Source organism: Nostoc sp. DedSLP03, assembly GCF_034530815.1.
Classification (GTDB): Bacteria; Cyanobacteriota; Cyanobacteriia; order Cyanobacteriales; family Nostocaceae; genus Nostoc.
This window is the reverse complement of sequence record NZ_JAVRCK010000001.1, coordinates 206,176-228,666: the sequence shown is the minus strand read 5'-3', so window position 1 is coordinate 228,666 and position 22,491 is coordinate 206,176. Positions and strand designations below refer to the sequence as shown.

The window sequence follows — 22,491 nt, the reverse complement described above, 5'->3', positions numbered from 1 at the left end:
ATTTTCCAAAAATTCAGTATAAAAAAGTTGCTAATAACCAATTACCAGTAAGGCTTTCATCATAAAAATAAGCTAAACTCTTATAGCCAAGTCTTGCCTAAAAATATTTCATAATTGAAGGGAGAACATCCCAATGGAGAACATAAAAATGCTAGAACAATATCGTAAACACGTTGCCGAAAGAGCAGCACTCGGTATTCCCCCTTTACCATTGGATGCGAAGCAAACCTCAGAATTATGTGAATTACTGAAAAATCCGCCAAAAGGTCAAGAGGAGATATTATTACATTTATTGAGCGATCGCGTTTCTCCTGGTGTCGATCCAGCAGCTTATGTCAAAGCTGGATTTCTCACCGCCATTGCTAAAAAGGAAATCACCAGTCCTTTGGTTTCGCGCATAGAAGCAGTGCAATTGCTGGGGACGATGGTAGGTGGTTACAATGTGCAATCTTTAATCGAACTGCTGCAATGGCCCACCGTATCCCTCTCAGACTCATCTGAAACACCACTAGTGATGGGCGGACAAGGGAAGGAACCCATCGCCGCTTACGCCGCCAACGCTTTAAGCAAAATCCTTTTGGTGTATGATGCCTTCCACGATGTTTTAGAGTTGTCTAAAACCAATCCTTTCGCCAAACGGGTGATTGACTCTTGGGCGGAAGCTGAATGGTTTACCAGTCGCCCCACAGTAAAAGAAGCGATTACTGTCACCGTTTTTAAAGTTCCTGGCGAAACCAATACCGATGATTTATCACCTGCCCAAAGCGCCACAACTCGCCCGGATATTCCCTTACACGCCTTAGTGATGTTAGAGTCACGGCAACCGGGAAGCTTGGCAACCATTGCCGAATTGAAGAAAAAAGAGCATCCTGTAGCTTACGTTGGGGATGTAGTTGGTACAGGTTCTTCGCGTAAATCTGCCATCAACTCGGTATTGTGGCACATGGGAAATGATATACCTTTTGTGCCAAACAAACGCGCTGGGGGTTATGTTTTAGGTGGTGCGATCGCGCCAATCTTCTTTAACACAGCAGAAGATGCCGGTGCTTTGCCTATTCAGTGCGATGTCACCAAACTCGAAACCGGCATGGTAATTACCATCCATCCATATAAAGGGGAAATCACTAATGAAGCAGGCGAAGTCATTTCTACCTTTGACCTTAAACCTGATACCATCCTCGATGAAGTCCGCGCAGGTGGACGCATCCCCCTACTTATCGGCCGTACCCTCACCGATAAAACTCGTCTTGCACTCGGTTTAAAACCCAGCACCGTTTTCACCCGTCCCCAGCAAGTCTTTGATACAGGCAAAGGCTACAGCCTAGCTCAAAAAATGGTAGGTAAAGCTTGCGGATTACCTGGTGTGCGTCCCGGCACATCCTGCGAACCTATCATTACTACCGTTGGTTCTCAAGATACCACAGGTCCCATGACCCGCGACGAATTAAAAGAACTCGCTTGTCTTGGTTTCAGTGCAGACTTAGTAATCCAAAGTTTCTGCCACACAGCAGCTTATCCCAAACCAGTAGATATTAAAACCCACCACGAACTCCCTGATTTCTTCGCCCAACGTGGCGGTGTTGCCCTCCGTCCCGGTGATGGTATCATCCACTCTTGGTTAAACCGGATGCTGTTACCCGACACCGTGGGAACTGGCGGCGACTCTCACACCCGCTTCCCCTTGGGTATTTCCTTCCCCGCCGGTTCTGGTTTGGTAGCCTTTGCAGCCGCCTTGGGTGTGATGCCTTTAGATATGCCAGAGTCAGTTTTGGTAAGATTCAAAGGTGAATTGCAACCCGGTGTCACCCTGCGCGATGTCGTGAATGCCATTCCTTACGTAGCAATTCAGAAAGGTTTGCTGACAGTAGAGAAACAGAATAAGAAAAACATCTTCTCCGGGCGAATTTTAGAAATTGAAGGTTTGCCAGATTTAAAAGTTGAACAAGCCTTTGAACTCACCGATGCTAGCGCCGAACGTTCTTGTGCCGGATGCACAATTAAGCTGAGTGTAGAGACAATTTCTGAATATCTGCGTTCCAACGTAGCATTGCTGAAAAATATGATCGCACGCGGCTATCAAGATGCGCGTACTATGCTGCGCCGTGTGGCAAAGATGGAAGAATGGTTAGCAAATCCCGTGTTATTAGAAGGCGATGCCGATGCGGAGTACGCCGAAATAATTGAAATTGATTTAAACGAAATCAAAGAACCAATTGTTGCTGCTCCTAATGACCCCGATAATGTTAAGTTATTATCGGAAGTGGCTAACGATCCAGTGCAAGAAGTATTCGTCGGTTCTTGTATGACGAATATTGGTCATTATCGGGCAACAGCGAAAGTTTTGGAAGGCGCAGGTGAAGTAAAAACTCGCTTGTGGATAGCACCACCAACGCGCATGGACGAACACCAATTAAAAGAAGAAGGTGTATACAGCGTTTTTGGGGCTGCGGGTGCTAGAACAGAAATGCCAGGATGCAGTTTGTGTATGGGTAATCAGGCGCGAGTTGCTGATGGCACAACAGTATTTTCTACCTCTACCCGCAACTTCAATAATCGCATGGGTAAAGATGCGCGAGTGTATCTTGGTTCAGCAGAATTAGCCGCAGTTTGTGCGCTACTAGGACGGCTGCCGACAGTGCAAGAATATTTGGATATTGTGGCGAGTAGAATTCATCCTTTTGCAGATGATTTATATCGGTATTTGAACTTCGATCAAATCGTCGGTTTTGAGGATGAAGGGCGCGTGATTGCGTTGGAAGACATGCCGAAGATTGAGGATATTTTGGATATGCCAGCTAGTAGTTTGAGTAGATAATTAAAGTTTGGTGGGCAATGCCCACCTTTCAAATCAATTATTTTTGAAAAAGCTTAGAAATAGCTATTAAATCACGTCCTTGTATCTCAACTGTAGATGAGTCTTTCCTTGTGAAGGCTTTTTCTCCAAGAAATGAAACTTCAGTTTGGATCGGGATAGTAATTCTAATGACTGAATGACCTTTATATGATATCGTATCAAACTTAGTTAGTACCTGCGTCTTTAATGTTTCTGTAAGAGCAGAATTCTGAATTGTATTCGTCAATAATCTCACATATTGCTCGATAGTTTGCTTTTGCAACTTTGCTTCTCTATCAATTCCTACAATATATCTTCCATTAATTTCAATAGGTTTTACCTTATCTTGCATTTCGATTTTATCAGCGTCTTTTTGAGAGTCAGTAACTCCAATATGAATATATCCATCGCTATCTGACCCTAAGTTTGCTATTCCACATATAGTTTCAACAATTCTTTCTAATAAATCTTTATTTAGGTTTCTTTTTGGAGATAAATCGAGTAACCCTTGCTTACATTCATACCTTGAAGTTTCTATACGAGAACGACGCAAAGAATTTTCAAGATCAAGTACAAGTTCAACGCCATGTCCTAAAACAGATGGTTCTTTTTTAGCAAAACAATCTTGAATTAGACCTATAGTTTGCTTAATGTTGCTCTTACGGTCTTCTGTTGTTGTGTAGTGACTACTTAAATCCAACTTTCTCTGAAGTCCTCGAAGACCATTCATTATACCTTCTGGATCAACAGGAGAAAGTTCTTTACGAATAACTAGGTCGAAAAAAGCCATTAAAATAGTGTAAAATGCTGTTCTGATAGGATTATTACTATTTGGATTGACAACACGCAGTAAAGACTTAGGTTCTGAACTATAAGCTTCTATTGTTTCTCGCATCACTGCAAATGTTGTGATTATATCCTGAGTTAATTTTTTGAATCCATAGGTTGCTAAGGCACTATCTAAAACTTGAGAATATTTGCCACTCAAGTCATATAAACTATCTAAACGTTCGGTGCTTACTGGCAAAGGTTCATTGAGTAAAATAGAAGCTATAATATCAGCTATCATTTGTTCGTCTTCGCTTTCTCGAAGTAGTTTTGCAGTTAAGGCTCCTTGTTTACACCATATTGTATCTTCAGCTTTAATTTTATAACCTTGATTACTTTTTTGTGAATCAATACTTATTTCTGGCATATCTGTAAGACGTAATACTTTATCTGAAACGTCTCCACGCAACTCCATAGAGATTGTTCTCACTAATTCTGCAAATGCAGTTGTTACACCCGCTTGTCTTTTTTCTTGGCTACTTAAGTGTTTACCACTGGAATTAATACGACCAAAGACTTCTGTGATGTCTTCTTCTGCCATTGCAGTATATACTGTTATTGCAAGTTGATAATCTAAAATATCGGCACATTCTTTTCCAGATAGTAGCTTTATGACTTTTTTGCCATCATCTTTTTTGCTAATTGGAATTTTCAGAATGTTATCAATTGCTAATTGTTTAGCATAAGAAAACTCCTCAATATCAAAATATTCATCATCAAAACTAAACGAATTTTCGATAAAACTAAAAATTGCATTAAGACGTTGCATTCCATCAATAATTTCATATTTGCCACTACCGTGTATCTGAGGGCGTTCTGCTAGTAGAATCAATGGGATAGGATATCCTTTTAAAATACTTCCAATTAATTTTTCTTTTTCTGAAACCGTCCATACAAGCTTTCTTTGATACTTTCTATTTACTAATAAACTACCTGAGCGATAGAGTCGGTAAGCTTCTGTAACGCTCATTCCGCGAGGTGTAATGCTCATATTCAGCGTTTAATAAATTTAATTTGTAGTACAAAGCTACACGAAAAAATCAGTTATATTTAATACCTAAATATTTTCTTAAGATTGAGCCGTGCTCACACTTCTAAATACTCCAGTACGATGACTCCGCAGATTCCTAGCAAATAATATTTTCAAAATATAGAGTTCCAGTAGAATCGAAATATCGTATCATGTGTTGCGATCGCACCCTTAATTCCTTAAGTGCGATCGCGATAAACTGTTAAAATCTAATTACCTGACACCAAAATTTTAACAGGTGAACACCAATAGATTTCTGCACATAGGAGTTATTAAAATGCTTGAACTTCACAAAAGCTATGTTATTGATGACAATCAACAACCTATTGCCGTACAAATTCCTATCGCTGAATTTGAAAAAATTGAAGAAATTCTTGAAGATTATGGGTTAGCAAAACTTATGGAGGAAGTAGAGGAAGAAAAACCATTATCAAAAGATGAAGCACTACAATATTATCAATCATTAAAAGAAGAAAATGTGGCAAGTTGAATATACCAAAAGGTTCTTAAAAGAACTTGCTGTTTTACCAGTTGAAATTCAAAGCCGCATAGAACCTATTGTCTTTCAAGAACTTGAATCAGAGAATCCCTTTGAATTAGGATATCTTGAAAAGCTGAAGGGCTATAGTGATAAATATAAGATTCGAGTTGGTGATTATCGGATTGGCATTACTCTCGATCAAGCAACAAAAACATTAATTTGCCAACGAGTTGCTCACCGCAAAGACATCTACAGAATTTTTCCTTGAAGCACTGTAAAACTTGTTATCGTCATTACTGTACATATACCCTAATACCAGTAAAGCGGCAAATGCTGTGTGACAACAATTTATTGATTTTATAGATGTCATTTGCAGTCAAGCTTTAGGAGTATAAAGATAATAATGTTTTCACCTAATTGACCATTCTATCAGCGCGATCGCACCCTTGCACTTTGCACACAGACCTAACCCCCAACCCTTGTAGGGAAGGGGGAGAAATCCAGCTTCCCTCTCAGTTTCGGAGAAGGATTGGGGGAGAGGTCAATCTATGCGATCGCGTATGTTCCAAAACAAAGCAACGGATTTGTATTAAGTACGTATGTAATAAACCTTATGAGGGGAGATCGACGGTTAAGATAATGTCAACTTGATAATACTTCATCAAAGTATCGATCGATTTCTGCTTTCAGTATGTCAAAGTCTACAGGCTTGGTTAAGTGGGATTTGAAACCAGACTTCAGCGCAAGCTGCCGATCCTCTTGGCTACCATAGCCGGTAAGCGCAATCAGAATTGAGCGAGTAAATTTGGAGTCTTTACTTAGTTCTTGTGCAACGGCAAATCCATCCATTTCGGGAAGTCCGATGTCACAAATAATCACATGAGGCTCAAGCTTCTTTGCAGTTTCTACCCCTAAAATTCCATCCTTGGCAATGGCAACTTCATGCCCAAAATACTCAAGTACTGCTTGTAATGATACGGCTGAATCCTCGTTATCTTCAATAACTAAAATCTTCAACGATTTTTTCGCCGCCTCTGTAATCTCTAGTTCGTTGTCCGAAGCTGTAATCTCTTCGCATATAGGGAGAGTGACTTTGAATTCTGCTCCCAAATTTATCCCTCTACTTGAGGCTTCAACATTACCACCATGAAGTTCTACAAGACTTTTGACTACCGAAAGTCCCAAACCTAGCCCGCCCCGCGAACGATCTAAACTGCGATCGGCCTGGGTAAACGGCTCGAAAAGTTCTGGTAATATTGTCGGTTCTATGCCGATGCCTAAGTCTCTTACAGATAAGGCCGCTACACTACCTGAGCCATTTTCACCTGGAATACATGAAAGAGCCACCCAGATGGTTCCATCTGGCTGGGAAAACTTTAAGGCGTTATCAAGAAGGTTCCCAAAGATTTGGAAGAAGCGAGTGGAGTCAACATAAGCCCACACGGGCGTGTTTGGCAGGTCTTCTACAACATTAAGGTTCCATCTCTTGATTGCTTGTGTATGGTCATTGAGACTTTGGCGAATTAATTCTACCAGATTAACCTTCTCAAGGTTTAATGAAATCTTCCCATAAGTGATGGACGACACATCAAGTAACTCATCGATCAATTTCGAGAGGTGCTTAATCTGGTTTTGCATCATTAAAACTGTTTCTCCGACTGCACCAGTCTGTCCTAGCTTCAACTTCAGTAGCTGAACGCCGTTGGAGATGGGGGCAACGGGATTCCTCAGTTCGTGACCCAGCATGGCAATAAATTTGTCTTTTAGGGCATTTTGGTTCGTCAATTTCTGGAAAAGTTGCACGTTAGCGATCGCAACTGCTGTAGTATCAGTCAAAATCTCCAGCATTCCGATCTCTTCAGATGTGGCTAAGTGGGGTGTACTCCAGTAAGCTCCAATCGCACCCAAGGGATCGGAAACCCGAATCGGAACCATCACTAAACTTTTGACAAAAGTTACCTTGTACGCCTCAATCGGAATTCGTGCATCCTGGTAAATATCCTCAATTACGGCTGCTTTTTTATTGAGCATTGCCCAACCGGAGATGCAAGACTTGAGGGGAAAACGCATACCTTTCCAAAGCGGGCCAATGGCGTTTTCATCGACATAGTGGCAACATTCACCATCCCGCAATACAAAAGTTACTCCATCAGCATTTGTGAGATCGCGAGCAGCCAAACGCACAATCTCAATAATTTCTTCAATAGTCCGCACACAAGCCAAATCCTTCACGACCGAAAGCAGCCTGTCGTAAGAGGAAATGCTATGGCTCCGATCTGAATTCTGTTCTTGAGAGATGGAGGTTTGTAATATATTTTTCATAAAGAACTCCGAAGAAAAAGATATCGGTATAAAAACTTAGACATAGCAGGAGGCAGAAGGCAGTTCTTGCTGGAGGCTCAGTTGGTAAAACTATTGCTATTCTTAGCATTCACGCTTTAAAAATGTCCTAACCTTTGTGACTACCGCTATAAAACGGGTAGGTTCAGCAGACACCTACTCTTAATCGTAATCTTAACCTCGATATTGAGAGTGCAATCTGTTACCGCCTTTTTGCTTTTCCTTATATAGTATGAAATTCTTCAAAAGTGCTAAATAAATATTCGTAATTTACTTTTATTTATTAATGCAACTTTTGGTGTTTATTTACGAGGTTACGTAACAGCTTAAACTCGTTATTTAGACGTAGTATTTGCCAGAAAATCGAAGATGCGTCACAATCCTTCGTAGACATTGCCATCGCAGGCAAATTATTTGGCGATCGCTAAATAATACTCAAATCGCTCCCGGAGTTGTTCAACCGTCAGATTTTGAGTCCAGTATTCCACTAGAGCGTGACCAAATGCCCAGGCATTGCGATCGGGTGCAGCGGAATTTTCCAGCAGTAGCGGCCAAAGGGCTAGCAACTCAAAGTTGACCGAGTTGGTGTTTAAGAGTGAGAAAAGCTCATATCCCATTTGCAGTTTGCCAATGACAATCGGCAACTGTTCCACAGGAATTTCCTTTGCCAGCATATACGCAAGAGCTGGAGATCCGGTTGAGAGGGTAGAAACAAACTGAAGGACGGGACTTTTGAGCAATGTCGTTAATCCTTGTGTTGTCGTCATTTGGAAGGTGTAATGGTCGATGATTTTGGCGGCGGCGACGATGCGAGTTTCTAGGTTACGCAAAAAGCGGGCGAGACGGAGTTGCTTGGTAGGTGCGATCGCATCCACTAATCCTAACGATAGCGCTTCTACTCCCCAGGCAACTCGATTTGTTTTGCTGTCGCTTGTAACCACTGGTAGAACGAGATTACAGAAGTTTCCTAGCAGTTTAGCACGATACTCAGTGGCTTCGCGAATGGCAATTTCTTTAGGGCGATCGCCCCATTCCCAATCATAAGGTGGTTGCCATTCGCGGATGGGACGCAGCCGATCTACTTGAGTGACGATCGCGATCGCAGGTAAATCTGCAACTTCTGCTTTGATGTCTTGCAAAAAGTCTACATCCATTTGCAGGGCAGGATCGAGGGCAGGAGTAGCTAACAGCAGCAAATCTGAGTTGATGGCATAATCAAGCACCAAATTTCGGAGTTCGGCACGGTTGACTTGTTCGTAACCAGGTGTATCCAAAAGCGTCAGAGTTTCACCACTTTCAGTTTGCCATTGATAATTCTGAATGCGATCGGTACTGGGTAAAACATCAACGGCTGCGAGATCCGCCTGAAATAGCGTATTAATCAGGCTGCTTTTTCCCGATCCCGTGCGCCCCACCAGCAGAATATTCACGGGTTTTTGCTCAACCGCCTCGGCTGGTTGAGCTTGAATCAGGATTTCTCGGAGTGTTTGAGTTTTTGCCTGGGGTAAAGTTGGAGTGGAAACTACGGTTGCTGGAACTGGTAAGGTGCTACGTCCGTAAAGTGCGATCGCTTGTCGGCATAAGTTTCTCAAGGCAGCTTCCCGGAATAACTGGCTCAAATTCCCCAATAATTGCTGAGTTGCTTGGTTACTAGAACCCTGACTGGCTTGTTTTGCCACCGCCGCCACCGGATTTAAGATCCACTGTGCCCAGTTCCAAGCTTTCCAGAATTTCCGAGCCGATGGTTCCAACTTTCGGTAGACTTCATATCCTTGGTATGCTTGTCCAACCGTCACCTGATTGAGGACAGGGGATAACTTTTGCATCCACCGATCCATATCATCCACCGTTCCCCGAATCAGCCCGTAAGCTTGGGGGACGTAAATATTCAACAGGGGATATTGAACTTCCGGATTGTAGATATGAGCGATCGCTACAACTAAATCTTGGCATCGCGTCCAAAAAGTTTGCCAGTCTTCCCAAATCGGGCGATCGCTTTGTGCTGCTTGGAGAATTTCTTGAAGGGCGGTTTCAGCAAGTTTTGTGGTGTCACTTCCCACTGGTCGCGCTGCTGTATACTCTGCTGTCGATTCCAGTTCTTCACGGACTTCACTTAATACAGCTTCCACTTGGTTAACAGCTGGTTGAGTCCATTTGACTAGCAGCCAACGCCAACCAACAAATAAAACGGTGAATACACCCCAAATCCAATTAATGCCCCACGCATGAATTTGTGAACCGGCAGACACCAGTAAGAAAATGATGATAAACGCGATCGGGATTGCTAAGACCACCCACTGCCACAGTTTTAATCGCACCATTGCCCCATACCTGCTTTGAAATGTTGGGAAATTCGAGTTTTTGTCAAAATTACTCTTATAAAAAGTCTATCGTCTCCAATGCAGGCAGGATGTTTGGTATTCTGGGATTAATGGTAGACTCCTAATTATTAGGGATAAATGTTTTATTTTGCTGTAGGTAGCTAAATAAACAACTGGATATTTATATTTATAGATTAGAAGAAGTTTTAAATTGTTCAGTTGTCTATGAGAGCAAAATTTAGTAAACAAGCTATGCAAACAATTACCGATATTGGCACGCTGATTGTCAGCACACCCGGAACCTGTGGCGGTCGCCCTCGGATTGCGGGACACCGGATTACGGTACATAATATTGCGATCGATTTCAACGCAGGCATGAAACCGGAAGAGATAGTTGTCCAAAGACCACAGCTAATGTTGGCACAAGTTTATGCAGCGCTAGCTTACTACTATGCTAACCAGCAAGTAATTGACAGGGAGATTGCCGCAGAAATTGAAGAATACGACCGTTTGGAAGCTGAGTACACGGCGAAGAGACAGTGAGCCAAATTTGTTTGTATTTAGATGAGGACAGTGTTGAGAAGTCCCCTAATCAAAGCTTTCTGTAATGCAAACTTGGATGTTGTGACAGTGGCCGATGTAAGCAGGCAGAGCTATTCTGATGATGAGCAGCTAATTTGGGCAACAGAACAAGGGCGTGTTATCTATAGCTACAACCAAAAAGACTTTTGCTGCTTACATAACGAGTTTCTAGCCACAGAAAGAAATCATGCTGGCATTATCTTGTTGCAGCAACAACGCTATTCAGTAGGGCAACAGTTACAAGGGTTGCTCAAGTTGGTTGCTACTCGTTCGGCTGAGGAGATGGTAAACCAACTAGTATTTTTGAGTGCTTATATTGATAAAAGCTCTTAACGTTTTAAATACTTAATATTAGTTAATCTTAAGGGTAGTTGGCAACAAAAATTTTTAACAGAAGTTCCCAAGCGATAACATTTGCGGACGATATCTAAGGCAAAGTATGGTACGCGCAGTCGAAGTGGGTAAAACACGGGCAGATATAACCAGTAGTAAGCCTTTTTTAGGTTATTCCACTTTGAGCAAGCTTCTTGATGCAGGAAATCTGATATGTCTACGACTAATCCTCTACCTTGGTACATCATGACATTACGCCCGTGGACATCATGAGGGTGGAGTCCGCAACTTCGCGCATAGTCAAGAGCTTCATCGATGTCCTTTATTACCTGCTTGGGAATTAGTAAACCAAAGTGCATACAATCGTAGAGGGTTGTTCCATAAAGCCGTTTCAAGACTAAAAACCCATCCTTGGCGTAGAAACACTCAGAAAAGGCTGGATGATACCCTAGACGGTGGTAAACTTCTACTTCCTCTTCAAAACCTGGCCGTCCTGGGGCATAAATCTTAACTACATAGTCAGGGTAATCGGGGTGATAGACTACTGCGGCGTAGTTTCCTTTGCCAAGCAGCCGCCAAGGTTGTGGAAGATAGCTTACCTTAATTGGATTATGGGGATTAACACTTTCAATCTGTAATCTAGGCAGTAGTTCCTGATAAATGTTTTTGACTAACTGTTTTAGGGGCAATTGGTCCATATTAATTCCTTAGCCAATTTACGAGGTTTGGGAATAAGGTTGACTTGAGTGAATTACGACCTAAATGACACTGTTGCAACTTCCCGTTAACAGTAGAGATGGCAATTTTTATCCACAACTCATTGCGATATTGATTTTTCGATCAACAATTCTGATGCTGCTTCACCCTCACCCAGGTTATCAGAATTAACAGATTTAGAAAAACCATCTGCTACATCTTTGATAAAACCAGCTATAGGTACCGCAACTAGTAAACCCAAGACTCCGCCAACATTGGTTCCTACAAGTAAAGCAATTAATACCCATATTGGTCTAATACCAGTAAATTTGCCTAAAAGACGGGGTGCGATCGCCTGATCGATTAACTGATCGATAACAACAGCTACCGCAAAAACTTTAGCTGCTAGCCAAAAGTCATGTGACGCTATTATTAAAGTTATTAAAACCAGACTGACGACATCACCAAAGGGAATTAAGCTCAAAAGTCCAACTCCCAAACCAAAGAGTAAACCAAACTGGACTTGAAAAGCTAAAAACAATAATGTTATTGAAACACCCATCAACAAAGCCAAACTTACCTGACCAATTAAGTAATTTTGAAAGTTTTGCTGAATAGACAGGCTTATCTGCTGGGCAAGATTTCCAGGTAACTTTTTAAATATCGCCTCCCAAATTCTTGGGCCATCCAACAACAAGTAAAAAGTTAGCACTACTATAATTAACGCCTCAGAAATACTATCAATTGTATCTATGATAATACTTAAAAGTTTATCTGAAATAAACTCTATCTCATTTGGTAGTTGGTCATTAATTCTTGCTAATAACTGACTGAAATTCACATTTAATTTGTGCCTAAAAAACCAATCATTTACAATCTGAAGCTTTTCTTCGCTAGAATCAATCCATTGGGGAAAGACTTTAACCATTTCATTAAATTGCTCTAAAACAATGGGCATTAAAGTGATACCCAAAGCCACAACAATTACCAATGCTAATATAAAAACTAATGCTACTGCATAGCTGCGTTTAACTTGACGCTGTTGGAGAATCGAAACAGGATAGTTTAAAACGAATGCAAGCAAGGTAGCCAAGATAAGAATTGTGACGACTGGTTGAAAGTTTTTCACCAGCAAAAATGCTAGCCAACCATTGAGGAATACTAGAGGAAATAACAGTGTAAAAATTAACCATCTAAGTAATTGATTCAGTGAAAAATTCATAATTAATTTCAAAACGAAAATTATTCTAGTTACTAGATTGAACCGAGTAATTAAATTTGCTCAATAGGAAATAAACAATAAAAATCTTTCCCGACGATCTATTTCCCATTATTTCAATGATTAACTTTCAGCAAAAGCTGAAAATTGCTCCTCATTTATTCGCCCTGCTTGATAGAGAGTATTAGTAATTTCCGAAATAGTTAAAACCGCATGGCTACGATAACCATTTTGCTGTAACCTATCTTTCACTCCTTGTTCGTGGTCGATAAATACCACAATATCATTAACCTTTAACCCTGCTGATTCCAACTTTCCTGCTCCTTCCATAACACTTTTGCCGCTAATGAGAATATCGTCAACCACTACAACTGTTTCACCAGCATGAAAGTTACCCTCAATTACTCTCCGAGTTCCGTGTGCTTTCACTTCTTTACGCGGGAAAATCATCGGACAATGAAGGCGCAAAGCTAAACCAGTCGCAGTCGGTAATGAACCATAAGGAATACCTGCTAATCTATCAAAATTCAGATTCTTCAAAATATCCTCATAAGCTGTGAGAACTTGATTAAAAACTTGGGGATTGGAAATAATTTTGCGTAAGTCGATGTAATAAGGAAATATCGCTCCTGATGCTTGGACAAAGCTGCCAAACATAATGCAGTCAAGATCATAAAGTTGTAAAATCAAATCTTGATGTGGGTGCTGATTTAGAAAACAAACATCGGGAAACCACACAGAACAAGTAGAATTTTCGTAAATAATTTCAGTTTTGATTTGATTGATTTCTGCACTTAGTGACTGGACTTCTTTTGATAATTCGATATTTACTAACATATCTTGAGGAACAGGAATCAGTAAACCATCACCGTTACTATTCAAGCCAGCTTCTAGAATTTGTTTCAGGTTTTGAGCCTCCGCCCAGATGCTACGCGCCATCATAATTCGTTCGGGTGCAACTGCTCGAATAAGTGCTAAAACTTCAGGATTTGTAGTTCCCACTTCCAAACCCAATTGTTCTGGAGTTCCCCAGGTTTTTGATTCTTTTACTACCTGTAAATAAAGGGGTGATTCGTTTGTCGGATATTGCTGTAGAGCTTCTGCACCTGAATTAGAAGTACAGCATAAAATAAACACCGCTTTATCAGGATAGACTAAAAAAGGTGCTACGTGATCTTGTCCTGTATAGGGGCTGAGAGTGATTGCGTCCACTTGCCATTTTGTAAACACAGTCTGGGCAAAGATGCTACTAGTATTTAAGTCACTGTGTTTGGCATCTAAAATCACTGGGATATGGGCTGGAATAGCTGCTAAAGTTTTGTACAGTAGTTCTAAACCAGGAATACCTAAAGCTTCGTAAAAGCCAAGTGTCGGTTTATAAGCACAAACGAAATCAGAAGTTTCCGCAATAATGAATTGTAACCACTTTTCCAAACCAGCAATCAGTTCTTCAGATTCATAACGTTCAGGCATCATCTCTGGATTTGGATCGAGTCCTACAAATAACAAGCTTTGATTTTGTAAGATATTTCTATTCAATTTATCAAAAAAGTTCATGTTTTTTAAAGAGTTATTGGTCATTAGTCATTAGTCATTAGTCATTGGTCATTTGTCTTTTCGTTTATTTATCTCCATGACCATAGATTGTTTACTAAAACATTGATTCTGTTAATTCAGTACCTCCAGCCTTACGCCCTAATTGATAGTGAATTACTACAAATAAGATAACCATTGGCACTGAGGCAAAGTGAACAATTCGCAATGCTTGCCAATCGCCAAAGCAATCCACAATCCAGGAAAATTGAGCAGGTTTATACATTCCTATCCCTGTAAATAATGCCAGCAGCAAAATAGGAATAATTGCTGTATAAGCAATCCGATGCCAAGCATAAATTAGGCGTTGGGAATTTTGAGTTTTTTGTAATGCTTTCAAGTCATTAGCACCGACAAAGCGATGTCGCCAGCGTCGGGTAATTAAAATGTAAATTCCATACCACAACAGATTCAGCGAGAATAGCCACATTGCCGCAAAATGCCAGTGTCTACCTCCTGCAAGCCAGCCTCCTAAAGTAAATATTGGAGGAATGTGCAAACCTGCGCGTCCACCAAAAACAGGGTTAGCGTTGTAAATTTGTAGTCCACTGGTGAGCATGATAAATAGACTAATGATGTTACACCAGTGGAATATTTTGGCTCCTGTTGCTTGAGTGGGTCGCTTTCGAGTTGGAGAGGGAACGTTGGAAGTCATAAATTTTGACTGATAAAATTTGTTGTTTATCTGTCTTGGGTAAATAGCCCAGCAAGGTTAGGTGGGTATTACTCACTTTTATTTTCCCATCATTTAGATTCAGTATTTTGGCATTAATGGTCTACCATCTGCTGTTTGATTACCAGTAGACCGATGTCAATCCAATACCTAAATCAGCAGCGCAGCAGTACAGGATTGCTCTTTCTTGGTGGAATGGGGTTTTGTGACGACCGTAGAGTTGTCAAACGATCGCATTTTGGCTGGCGAATGCGAGAGCGTTTTTTATCCAGTATGTATTGGTGATAAACGCGGTTTACTTTTTAGACATGATTTAAGATTAAAACATCAACAGGTATCAAACATCCTTTAAGCAAGGAGAATAAGATGGCTAACACAGATAATCTCATCGGTGTGAGAAATTTGGGTATTGCGATCGCTGATTCTTTGATTGGTAGCACTGCTCCAAAAACTCCTCAGATATTGGAAGTTACTGGTCAAGGAGAGGTTAATGTTGCTACCACTTTAACTGATGTAGAATTGGGGATTAAAGTACAGGGAAAAACTGCAACCGAAGTTCAACAACTTGTTGCTCAACGTTCAAGTGCGGTAGTTGATGTCCTGCAAAAGCTTGGGGCGCAAGAACTTCAAACTACATCTATTCAACTAAATCCTGTCTATAGCTATGAAAATAATACTCAAACTCTCACAGGTTTTGAAGGTCTGAACACACTTGAGTTTGAGTTACCAACAAATCAATCTGGGGCAGCAATTGACAAAGCTATTCAAGCAGGCGCAAATGTCATACAGAATATCAGCTTCACTACCTCAGACGAAGTATTGCAGCAGGCACGCCTACAAGTTCTCAGCGAAGCTGTTAAAGATGCTAAAGCTCAGGCTCAGGCTGTTTTTAGTACCTTGCAGTTAACCCCCGGAGAGATTATTGACATTGATATCAACTCAAATGACAATCCTAGACCATCTCCCTTCGTGTCTAATCTAACAGCAGATAAGACTTTTGCAACAGCTAGTACAACTCCTATAATTGGTAGTCCTCAAACGGTAAAAGCTAGTGTTTCTCTAGATATCGGTTATTCTCCAAATTCAGCAGGGACTCTTGCTTCGGCTGCTGATAATCTTATCGGTGTGAGAAATTTGGGTATTGCGATCGCCGATTCTTTGATTGGTAGCACTACTCCAAAAACTCCTCAGATATTAGAAGTTACTGGTCAAGGAGAGGTCAGTGTTGCTACCACTTTAACTGATGTAGAATTGGGGATTAAAGTACAGGGAAAAACTGCAACCGAAGTTCAACAACTTGTTGCTCAACGTTCAAGTGCGGTAGTTGATGTCCTGCAAAAGCTTGGGGCGCAAGAACTTCAAACTACATCTATTCAACTAAATCCTGTCTATAGTTATGAAAATAATACTCAAACGCTAACAGGTTTTGAAGGTCTCAACACGCTTGAGTTTGAGTTACCAACAAATCAATCTGGGGCAGCAATCGACAAAGCTATTCAAGCTGGCGCAAATGTCATACAGAATATCAGCTTCACTGCCTCAGACGAAGCATTGCAGCAGGCACGCCTGCAAGTTCTCAGCGAAGCTGTTAAAGATGCTAAAGCTCAAGCTCAGGCTGTTTTTAGTACCTTGCAGTTAACCCCTGGACAGATTATTGACATTGATATCAACTCAAATGACAATCCTAGACCATCTCCCTTCGTGTCTAATCTAACAGCAGATAGGGTTTCTACAACTCCTATAATTGGTGGTTCTCAGACGGTAAAAGCTAGTGTTTCTCTAGATATCAGTTATTCTCCAAATTCAGGAGTGATTCTCGATCTACCTCTTAATGGATTGCAGCAATTTGCTTAGTCAGGACTTATGCAAGTTTCACAAGCACGTGGCGGACTACACCGCGCTCAATACCGTTCGGTTAAGGAATTTTTTGGTTGAGGCAGGCGGCGGCCGCCTTGTTAATGCATCGACTTGTATTGTGAATGCGGCAGCCGCCTTGTTAATACATCAACTTGTATTGTGAATGCGGCGGCGGCCTTGTTAATGCATCGACTTGCAAAGATTAACACCTCCTCCCCAAAGTTAAATACCTAAAAGTTGGCGTGTTTTCTAATCGCGGCATAGTGTCTTGCTGTTGTATTCATCTCAATCACCAACTCTGTCCCTTGACCTAACTGAGAATTACACTTAAGTTTACCTTGATGTTTTTCAACGATAATTTGCCGACTAATTGATAACCCTAGTCCTTGACTTTTGCCTACTGGCTTGGTTGTAAAAAACGGTTCAAATATATGTCCTTGGATATGGGGAAGCATACCTTTGCCATTGTCAAAAATGCGAATGATAACTTTGTGTTTTTTCCCTAGTAGTTTGTCATTTACCCAAGGTTCATGATTATTGACCAATGATAAATGACTGCTAACAACTTCTGTATGAATCAAAATTTTTGGAGTAAAAGAATGATCGTGCTTCATCCTCTCTTCTAAAGCATCAATGGCATTAGTTAAGATGTTCATGAATACCTGATTTAGTTCACCAGGGTAACACTCAATTAAGGGTAATTCTCCAAAGGTTTTAATTACTTTAATCTCTGCTCTATCAGGTTTTTCTTTGAGACGATGTTGTAAAATCCTGAGAACACTATCAAATCCTTGATGTATGTCAACCTTTTGCATTTGACCTTCGTCAGAGGTAGAAAAATTCCGCAAGGCGAAAACAATATCTTTCACACGCTCAGAACAGGCTCGCATTGACCACAGTAATTTAAAAAATTCTGTCTTCACGAAACCAAGGTCAAGGTGTTGCAAATGTAAGGCAATAACTGGGGTAGGTGTGGGATAGTAATATTGGTAAAGTTCAATAATTCTGATTAAATCTTCAGCGTATTTACTAGCAGTATGGAGATTGCCAAAGATAAAGCTAACGGGGTGGTTAATTTCGTTAGCCATATCTGCCACCAGTTGACCGAGATTAGCCATTTTCTGGTTCTGCAATAACTGCTTTTGGGTATATTTGAGTTCATCAAGAGTAGTTTCTAGCTGTTGTGATTTTTCCTTAACTTGGTCTTCGGTAGACTGGTGTTGAGTAATTTCTCTTTGGAGTTGTTCAAATAGTTGGTATTGTTGAGTAGCGATTGCTTTATCCTGATTAATATCCTTGTGCGTTCCCACCATCCGCACTGGTTTACCGAATTTATCCCACTGAAATACTTTGCCACAAGTCAAAATCCACTTCCACTCCCCGGATTTAGTTAACATTCGCAATTCGACTTCAAACACAGGTATGTATCCTTGGAGATAATCGTGCAATACCTGGCGAATTCTTGATAAATCTTGTGGATGTACCAGTTGTTCAAAGGATTTATAATCGTTGTCGATTTCGTCTACTTTATATCCCAGGATACTTTTCCATTGGGAATCGTAATAGGTTTTGTCAGTTACTAGATTCCAATCCCACAACCCCAAGCCACTAGCGATTAATGCCATTTGTAAGGTGGCTTGTGAGCATTCGCAAGTATCTAAATTTTCTAGAGATAAGTCTTTGGCTTCTGGGAAACTCTGAGAATCTTGTACTGAAAATGGAGCTTCTGATTCATGAGTAGCGGGTTCTTGGATATGCATAGCTGCTGGTACGATGAGGAAGATATTCTGTAGCTTTCTCTCTACGCTGTTTTAGCACCCTGACGATTCAGTTATGGACAAATCGCCTAGTTGGTTTATTAGGCTGTAACTTAGGTCAGGGATATATCAGCCGATATCATCAATTGGAATGGAATTTAGAAGAATGTAACCTCTGTTGCGATCGCAATAGCAATCTTTTAGAAAAAATCGCTACATTGTTGTGCATCTACATTCTAAGATATGTCTAAAAAAAGTAGTTCAAGTCACATATAATTACTTAAAAAGCCCGAAAAAGTTGTAAAAAAAATTCTATGATTGAATCACGCTAAATAATTTCAGGATGCAAAAAATTGTCAAGGCTTTTTTGTAGCTTTTTTAGTCAGAGCTGGCTGCTATGCATAAAAGGCGGTCGACATTGACTTCTAAAGCTGAATGGTGTGAAAAAATATCATACTGAATTAGAGTCAATGAGTAATGACTATAGATGAACTAGTATTGCTACTAAAAGCCAGTCAAGCAACCGGTTTAACGACGCTCCAAGAGTTGATATTACGTTGTTCGTGGGAAGGAGAAACCTACGCCAATATAGCTAGTGAAGCGCACTACGGCGAGGAACGTGTCAAGGAAATCGCTGCTCATTTATGGCAAGTACTGAGTAATTTTTACAAAGAACCAATACATAAATCTAACTTTCGCCAGACTCTAGAAAATCACCCTCAAAGCGTTGCGCATCAGCAGTTAATTAAGGAATTCAACCGAGCTGCCACAGCGATTTCCTTAGAATTTCCTAGCGGCCCAGTATCTTTTAATTCCAGATTTTACATCCCTCACCCGCCAATTGAAGAACTCGCTTACGCAGAAATGGCTGAACCTGGGAGTGTAATTTGCATCAAAGCACCCAAAAAGATGGGAAAAAGCTCTCTGGTTTTGCGGTTGCTTGCACGCGCTAACAAGCAAAGCTTTAATACCGTAACTTTGGACTTTCAGCAAGCAGACAAAGCAGTATTTGCCAGTTTGGATAAATTTTTGCGCTGGTTCTGTGTCAATGTTAGTCGGGAGTTACAGCTAGAACCAAAACTCAATGATTATTGGGATGAAGATATGGGTAGCAAAGTCAGCTGCTCTATCTATTTCCAAAAATATTTACTGCCTGCGCTCTCAAGTCCCCTGGTTTTAGTATTAAATGAGGTGGACTGGGTATTTGAGTATCAGGAAATTGCTCAAGAGCTGCTACCATTAGTGCGATCGTGGCATAAACAAGCCAAAAGGGTAGAAATTTGGCAAAAACTGCGTCTGGTTCTGGTTTATTCAACAGAAATTCTTGTTCCCATAAAACTCACTCAATCGCCATTATTTAATATTGGTTTGACAATTAATTTACCTCCCTTTACGAAAGAGCAAGTGCAGGATTTAGCACAACGTCACGGCTTGGATTGGACAGATGGTAAAGATGCCGATAGTTTGATGGCAATGGTGGGAGGAAATCCTTATTTGGTGCGATTGGCATTGTATCACCTTGTGGGTAAAGGTGGATTAAAAGGAGATTTAGGGCAGTTATTGCAACAAGCACCCACAGAAGCCGGAATTTATAACCAGTGTCTAAGGCAATATGTATTAGCACTTCGAGATCAGCCAGAATTGGGAGATGCTTTTTATGAAGTGATTAATACTACAAATTATGTGAAATTAGAGCCAAGCTTGGCATATCAATTACAAAGTATAGGGCTAATTAATTTAGAAGGCGATGTCTACGACGGGCTACGCCTACGCAGTACTCCTACGTGTGAATTATATCGGTTATATTTCCAACAATATCTTAAAAAAAGTGAGAATTTCAATAATACTCCTGTTGAACAATTGAAACAAGAAAATCAACAGTTATCAGTCCTCTCTAGTTTAGATGAACTCACTTAATTAGTTAATCACTGCTACTTTGAAAGCTACCTGTAAATTGAGTGGCAATTTGCTCGTCATAACACTCTAAGATCACTAATTTTGTGCGATATGAATAAGAATTCAGCTATTCTGAATTCAGGAGTCAGAATTCAGAAGTCAGAATGAAGGCGCTCTCTACGAACGCTAACAGCGTGTCGCAGACAGACGCTAAAAGCGTAGCTTGCAACTCTTACAGAGTAAGCAAACTCGCTTGCCGCCGCCGCTATCAGCGGTAAATTCAGACTTGCCACTGTTTTGTTTACCATGAAATCTGCATATTTACTGTAGGGCTTAAACCCCTGAATTCATCCATCAGTCACTGTTTTGTTTACCACGAAATCTGCATATTTAGTGTAGGGCTTAAACCCCTAAATTCATCCACCAATCGCACAAAATTCATTCTAAATTCTGTTTCGATAAAAATAGCAATTGACAAGATTTTTTTGTCGATGAAACTTCCTTTATCAGCTTGGGAATAATAAATCATGCATGAGATAAGCTTGCAATTAATCTCAGCAAATTAGGTGTGTTTACCATCGACAATTAAAGGAACAATTTGTTAATGAAAGTGAGTTCATCAGGGATTAAGCTAGGTTTTGCAGTTGTTAGCAGCAGTTGTCTTGCAGCAGTCGCGATCGCTATGAGTGGAGCAAGTGCAATTGCTGCTCAATTCATCACAATTGAAAGCACTGGTACATTATCAGGAACTATTGAACTGCCCAGAAATAATCCCAATTTCAATAACAGTATTACTCGTATTGATACCGATGATACTGGAACTTATTACCGGAACTTAGGTACTAATAATAATCCTAATTATGTTCCTGTATACCAATCAGACTATTTACAGGTAAAAACACGCTCCGATGGAAGTCTGCATCATTTTGTTGACTTTAAAGGTATTCCAATTGTCTCGTTTGATGGTGTTCTGACATCGCCTGTTCTTTCTGGCGGTCAATTGACTACCTTTCTTTACCAGGGACAATTGTCAGGAACCACATTTCAAGGAGTAGTTCAGGATGAATTTAATCTTACAAAAGCTTTCTACACTGGTACTGTCACTGACCCAAACACCGGAAAGAAATATCAAGGTACTTTTGAAGTGAGTGGATATGGGGAGCGATATAGTAATCCCAATGGTAATTTAACTCCCACGGTCTTTGATTTCAAGTCTGATATCCCAGGTTTCCCAGGCGTAACATCCTTGACCATAACTAACGCTAGTTTGGCAAATCTAAGAATCATAGTACCTATAAATGAAACTTCTATTCCAGAACCCGCGAGCCTTCTCGGAACTCTGATGGTAGCTAGTTTTGGTATCGTTCTGAAAAGAAGAAAAGACAGCGGACTTAGGAAGACGTTTTAAAACTGAAAGCCTGTTGTAAAAAAGCTCACAAGGCTGAAGCTGAATTGTAAAAATCAGTGCTTTGTGAGCAAATAATCTTAGACAATAAGGACTAAAGTCCTGACTACGAACTTATTTATCTATCAATTTAAAATAAGCCGGATTTGCAAAAGTCCGGCTGAGTTTAATCATTCATCTATACGCAGTAGCTTGCGGTAAAATGGTTGTGAAAAATCGGTTATACGATAACGTTTATAGTTATCCATAAGTTCAATTAAAAAATTAATAAACTCGAAACTAGCCATCATCAGTTCATAACTCAGGTCAGCATTGCCATCAAACTGAATTCGGCAACGGGTTAAGTCTGAGGGTAAAGTAGCAACATTCCAGGAGGCGACAAAGGGGACATGTTCGCTGGCTTCAATCTTCCGATGTCCCTCCAAGACCCCTTTTTGATAAAGACTGATGGCATAGGGTAAGAAATTGCGCCTAGCACCCTGAACATATGGTAAGTAAACACTGGCTTGTTGTTGAGTTGCAGGCTGGAGTTGCTCAATAGACATAGTTAAATATTCCTCAAGTTAGTTAGCAACTGGGGATATTAGTGGATGTTAGTAGTATTCCCCAAAGATGTGTCTAAAGCACATAGTAGGAATGGGGATTGG

Annotated in this window: 19 protein-coding genes; 9 read left to right on the top strand and 10 right to left on the bottom strand. The window is 40.6% G+C overall.

What is annotated here, in order from left to right; genetic code table 11:
• The first annotated feature begins 148 nt into the window (after positions 1-148).
• Positions 149-2,815, top strand: a complete 2,667-nt coding sequence (acnB, locus tag RM368_RS00930; protein WP_322692333.1) for a bifunctional aconitate hydratase 2/2-methylisocitrate dehydratase — start codon at positions 149-151, stop codon at positions 2,813-2,815.
• A gap of 37 nt (positions 2,816-2,852) precedes the next feature.
• On the opposite strand, the gene RM368_RS00925 is transcribed toward acnB, so the two are convergent.
• Positions 2,853-4,631 (bottom strand): GmrSD restriction endonuclease domain-containing protein, encoded by a 1,779-nt coding sequence (locus tag RM368_RS00925; protein ID WP_322692293.1) that lies wholly within the window; start codon positions 4,629-4,631, stop codon positions 2,853-2,855.
• Positions 4,632-4,968: 337 nt separating this feature from the next.
• Between RM368_RS00925 and RM368_RS00920 the strand changes: the two genes are divergently transcribed.
• Together RM368_RS00920 and RM368_RS00915 are read left to right on the top strand one after the other, a co-directional pair.
• Positions 4,969-5,181 carry a hypothetical protein gene (locus RM368_RS00920; protein WP_099103718.1) on the top strand — a complete coding sequence of 71 codons (213 nt, stop codon included), beginning with the start codon at positions 4,969-4,971 and terminating at the stop codon, positions 5,179-5,181.
• Entirely contained in the window at positions 5,168-5,440 is a 273-nt protein-coding gene (locus RM368_RS00915) for a type II toxin-antitoxin system RelE/ParE family toxin (RefSeq protein ID WP_322692292.1), read from the top strand. Before RM368_RS00920 ends, RM368_RS00915 begins: the two co-directional genes overlap by 14 nt.
• A 374-nt stretch (positions 5,441-5,814) precedes the next feature.
• Here the strand turns inward: RM368_RS00915 and RM368_RS00910 are convergent, their stop codons facing one another.
• Both RM368_RS00910 and RM368_RS00905 read right to left on the bottom strand, forming a co-directional pair.
• Positions 5,815-7,494: an ATP-binding protein gene (locus tag RM368_RS00910; protein ID WP_322692291.1), complete on the bottom strand. Its 1,680-nt coding sequence runs from the start codon at positions 7,492-7,494 to the stop codon at positions 5,815-5,817.
• 428 nt (positions 7,495-7,922) lie between these two features.
• A complete protein-coding gene (locus tag RM368_RS00905; RefSeq protein ID WP_322692290.1) occupies positions 7,923-9,833 on the bottom strand; it encodes a GTPase family protein in 1,911 nt (636 codons plus the stop codon).
• A gap of 225 nt (positions 9,834-10,058) precedes the next feature.
• Between RM368_RS00905 and RM368_RS00900 the strand changes: the two genes are divergently transcribed.
• Positions 10,059-10,376, top strand: a complete 318-nt coding sequence (locus RM368_RS00900; RefSeq protein ID WP_322692289.1) for a DUF433 domain-containing protein — start codon at positions 10,059-10,061, stop codon at positions 10,374-10,376.
• A gap of 33 nt (positions 10,377-10,409) precedes the next feature.
• Entirely contained in the window at positions 10,410-10,748 is a 339-nt protein-coding gene (locus RM368_RS00895; RefSeq protein WP_322692288.1) for a DUF5615 family PIN-like protein, read from the top strand.
• Here the strand turns inward: RM368_RS00895 and RM368_RS00890 are convergent.
• From RM368_RS00890 to RM368_RS00875, 4 genes are all read right to left on the bottom strand, one after another.
• The gene (locus RM368_RS00890; RefSeq protein WP_322692287.1) at positions 10,745-11,446 is read right to left on the bottom strand and encodes a serine/threonine protein kinase; all 702 of its coding nucleotides are present in this window, start codon (positions 11,444-11,446) and stop codon (positions 10,745-10,747) included. The two genes, RM368_RS00895 and RM368_RS00890, sit on opposite strands and share 4 nt — an antisense overlap.
• 119 nt (positions 11,447-11,565) lie before the next feature.
• The gene (locus tag RM368_RS00885; protein WP_322692286.1) at positions 11,566-12,666 is read right to left on the bottom strand and encodes an AI-2E family transporter; all 1,101 of its coding nucleotides are present in this window, start codon (positions 12,664-12,666) and stop codon (positions 11,566-11,568) included.
• 120 nt (positions 12,667-12,786) lie between these two features.
• Positions 12,787-14,220, bottom strand: a complete 1,434-nt coding sequence (locus RM368_RS00880; RefSeq protein ID WP_322692332.1) for a bifunctional orotidine-5'-phosphate decarboxylase/orotate phosphoribosyltransferase — start codon at positions 14,218-14,220, stop codon at positions 12,787-12,789.
• Positions 14,221-14,314: 94 nt separating this feature from the next.
• A complete protein-coding gene (locus tag RM368_RS00875; RefSeq protein WP_322692285.1) occupies positions 14,315-14,911 on the bottom strand; it encodes a cytochrome b/b6 domain-containing protein in 597 nt (198 codons plus the stop codon).
• 153 nt (positions 14,912-15,064) lie between these two features.
• On the opposite strand from RM368_RS00875, the gene RM368_RS00870 reads away from it, so the two are divergent.
• Entirely contained in the window at positions 15,065-15,214 is a 150-nt protein-coding gene (locus RM368_RS00870) for a hypothetical protein (RefSeq protein ID WP_322692284.1), read from the top strand.
• An 81-nt stretch (positions 15,215-15,295) separates the two neighbouring features.
• Positions 15,296-16,783 (top strand): SIMPL domain-containing protein, encoded by a 1,488-nt coding sequence (locus RM368_RS00865; RefSeq protein ID WP_322692283.1) that lies wholly within the window; start codon positions 15,296-15,298, stop codon positions 16,781-16,783.
• Between the two features lie 233 nt (positions 16,784-17,016).
• Here the strand turns inward: RM368_RS00865 and RM368_RS00860 are convergent, their stop codons facing one another.
• Positions 17,017-18,546 (bottom strand): PAS domain-containing sensor histidine kinase, encoded by a 1,530-nt coding sequence (locus RM368_RS00860; RefSeq protein WP_322692282.1) that lies wholly within the window; start codon positions 18,544-18,546, stop codon positions 17,017-17,019.
• 474 nt (positions 18,547-19,020) lie between these two features.
• Between RM368_RS00860 and RM368_RS00855 the strand changes: the two genes are divergently transcribed.
• Positions 19,021-20,460 (top strand): AAA-like domain-containing protein, encoded by a 1,440-nt coding sequence (locus RM368_RS00855; RefSeq protein WP_322692281.1) that lies wholly within the window; start codon positions 19,021-19,023, stop codon positions 20,458-20,460.
• A gap of 131 nt (positions 20,461-20,591) precedes the next feature.
• On the opposite strand, the gene RM368_RS00850 is transcribed toward RM368_RS00855, so the two are convergent.
• Positions 20,592-20,747: a hypothetical protein gene (locus tag RM368_RS00850; RefSeq protein ID WP_322692280.1), complete on the bottom strand. Its 156-nt coding sequence runs from the start codon at positions 20,745-20,747 to the stop codon at positions 20,592-20,594.
• 296 nt (positions 20,748-21,043) lie between these two features.
• Between RM368_RS00850 and RM368_RS00845 the strand changes: the two genes are divergently transcribed.
• Complete coding sequence (locus RM368_RS00845) at positions 21,044-21,847, top strand: PEP-CTERM sorting domain-containing protein (protein ID WP_322692279.1); 804 nt, start codon at positions 21,044-21,046, stop codon at positions 21,845-21,847.
• Positions 21,848-22,014: 167 nt separating this feature from the next.
• Here RM368_RS00845 and ebsA read toward each other — a convergent pair whose 3' ends face one another.
• Positions 22,015-22,389 (bottom strand): type IV pilus biogenesis protein EbsA, encoded by a 375-nt coding sequence (gene ebsA, locus RM368_RS00840; protein ID WP_322688958.1) that lies wholly within the window; start codon positions 22,387-22,389, stop codon positions 22,015-22,017.
• Positions 22,390-22,491: the final 102 nt, after the last annotated feature.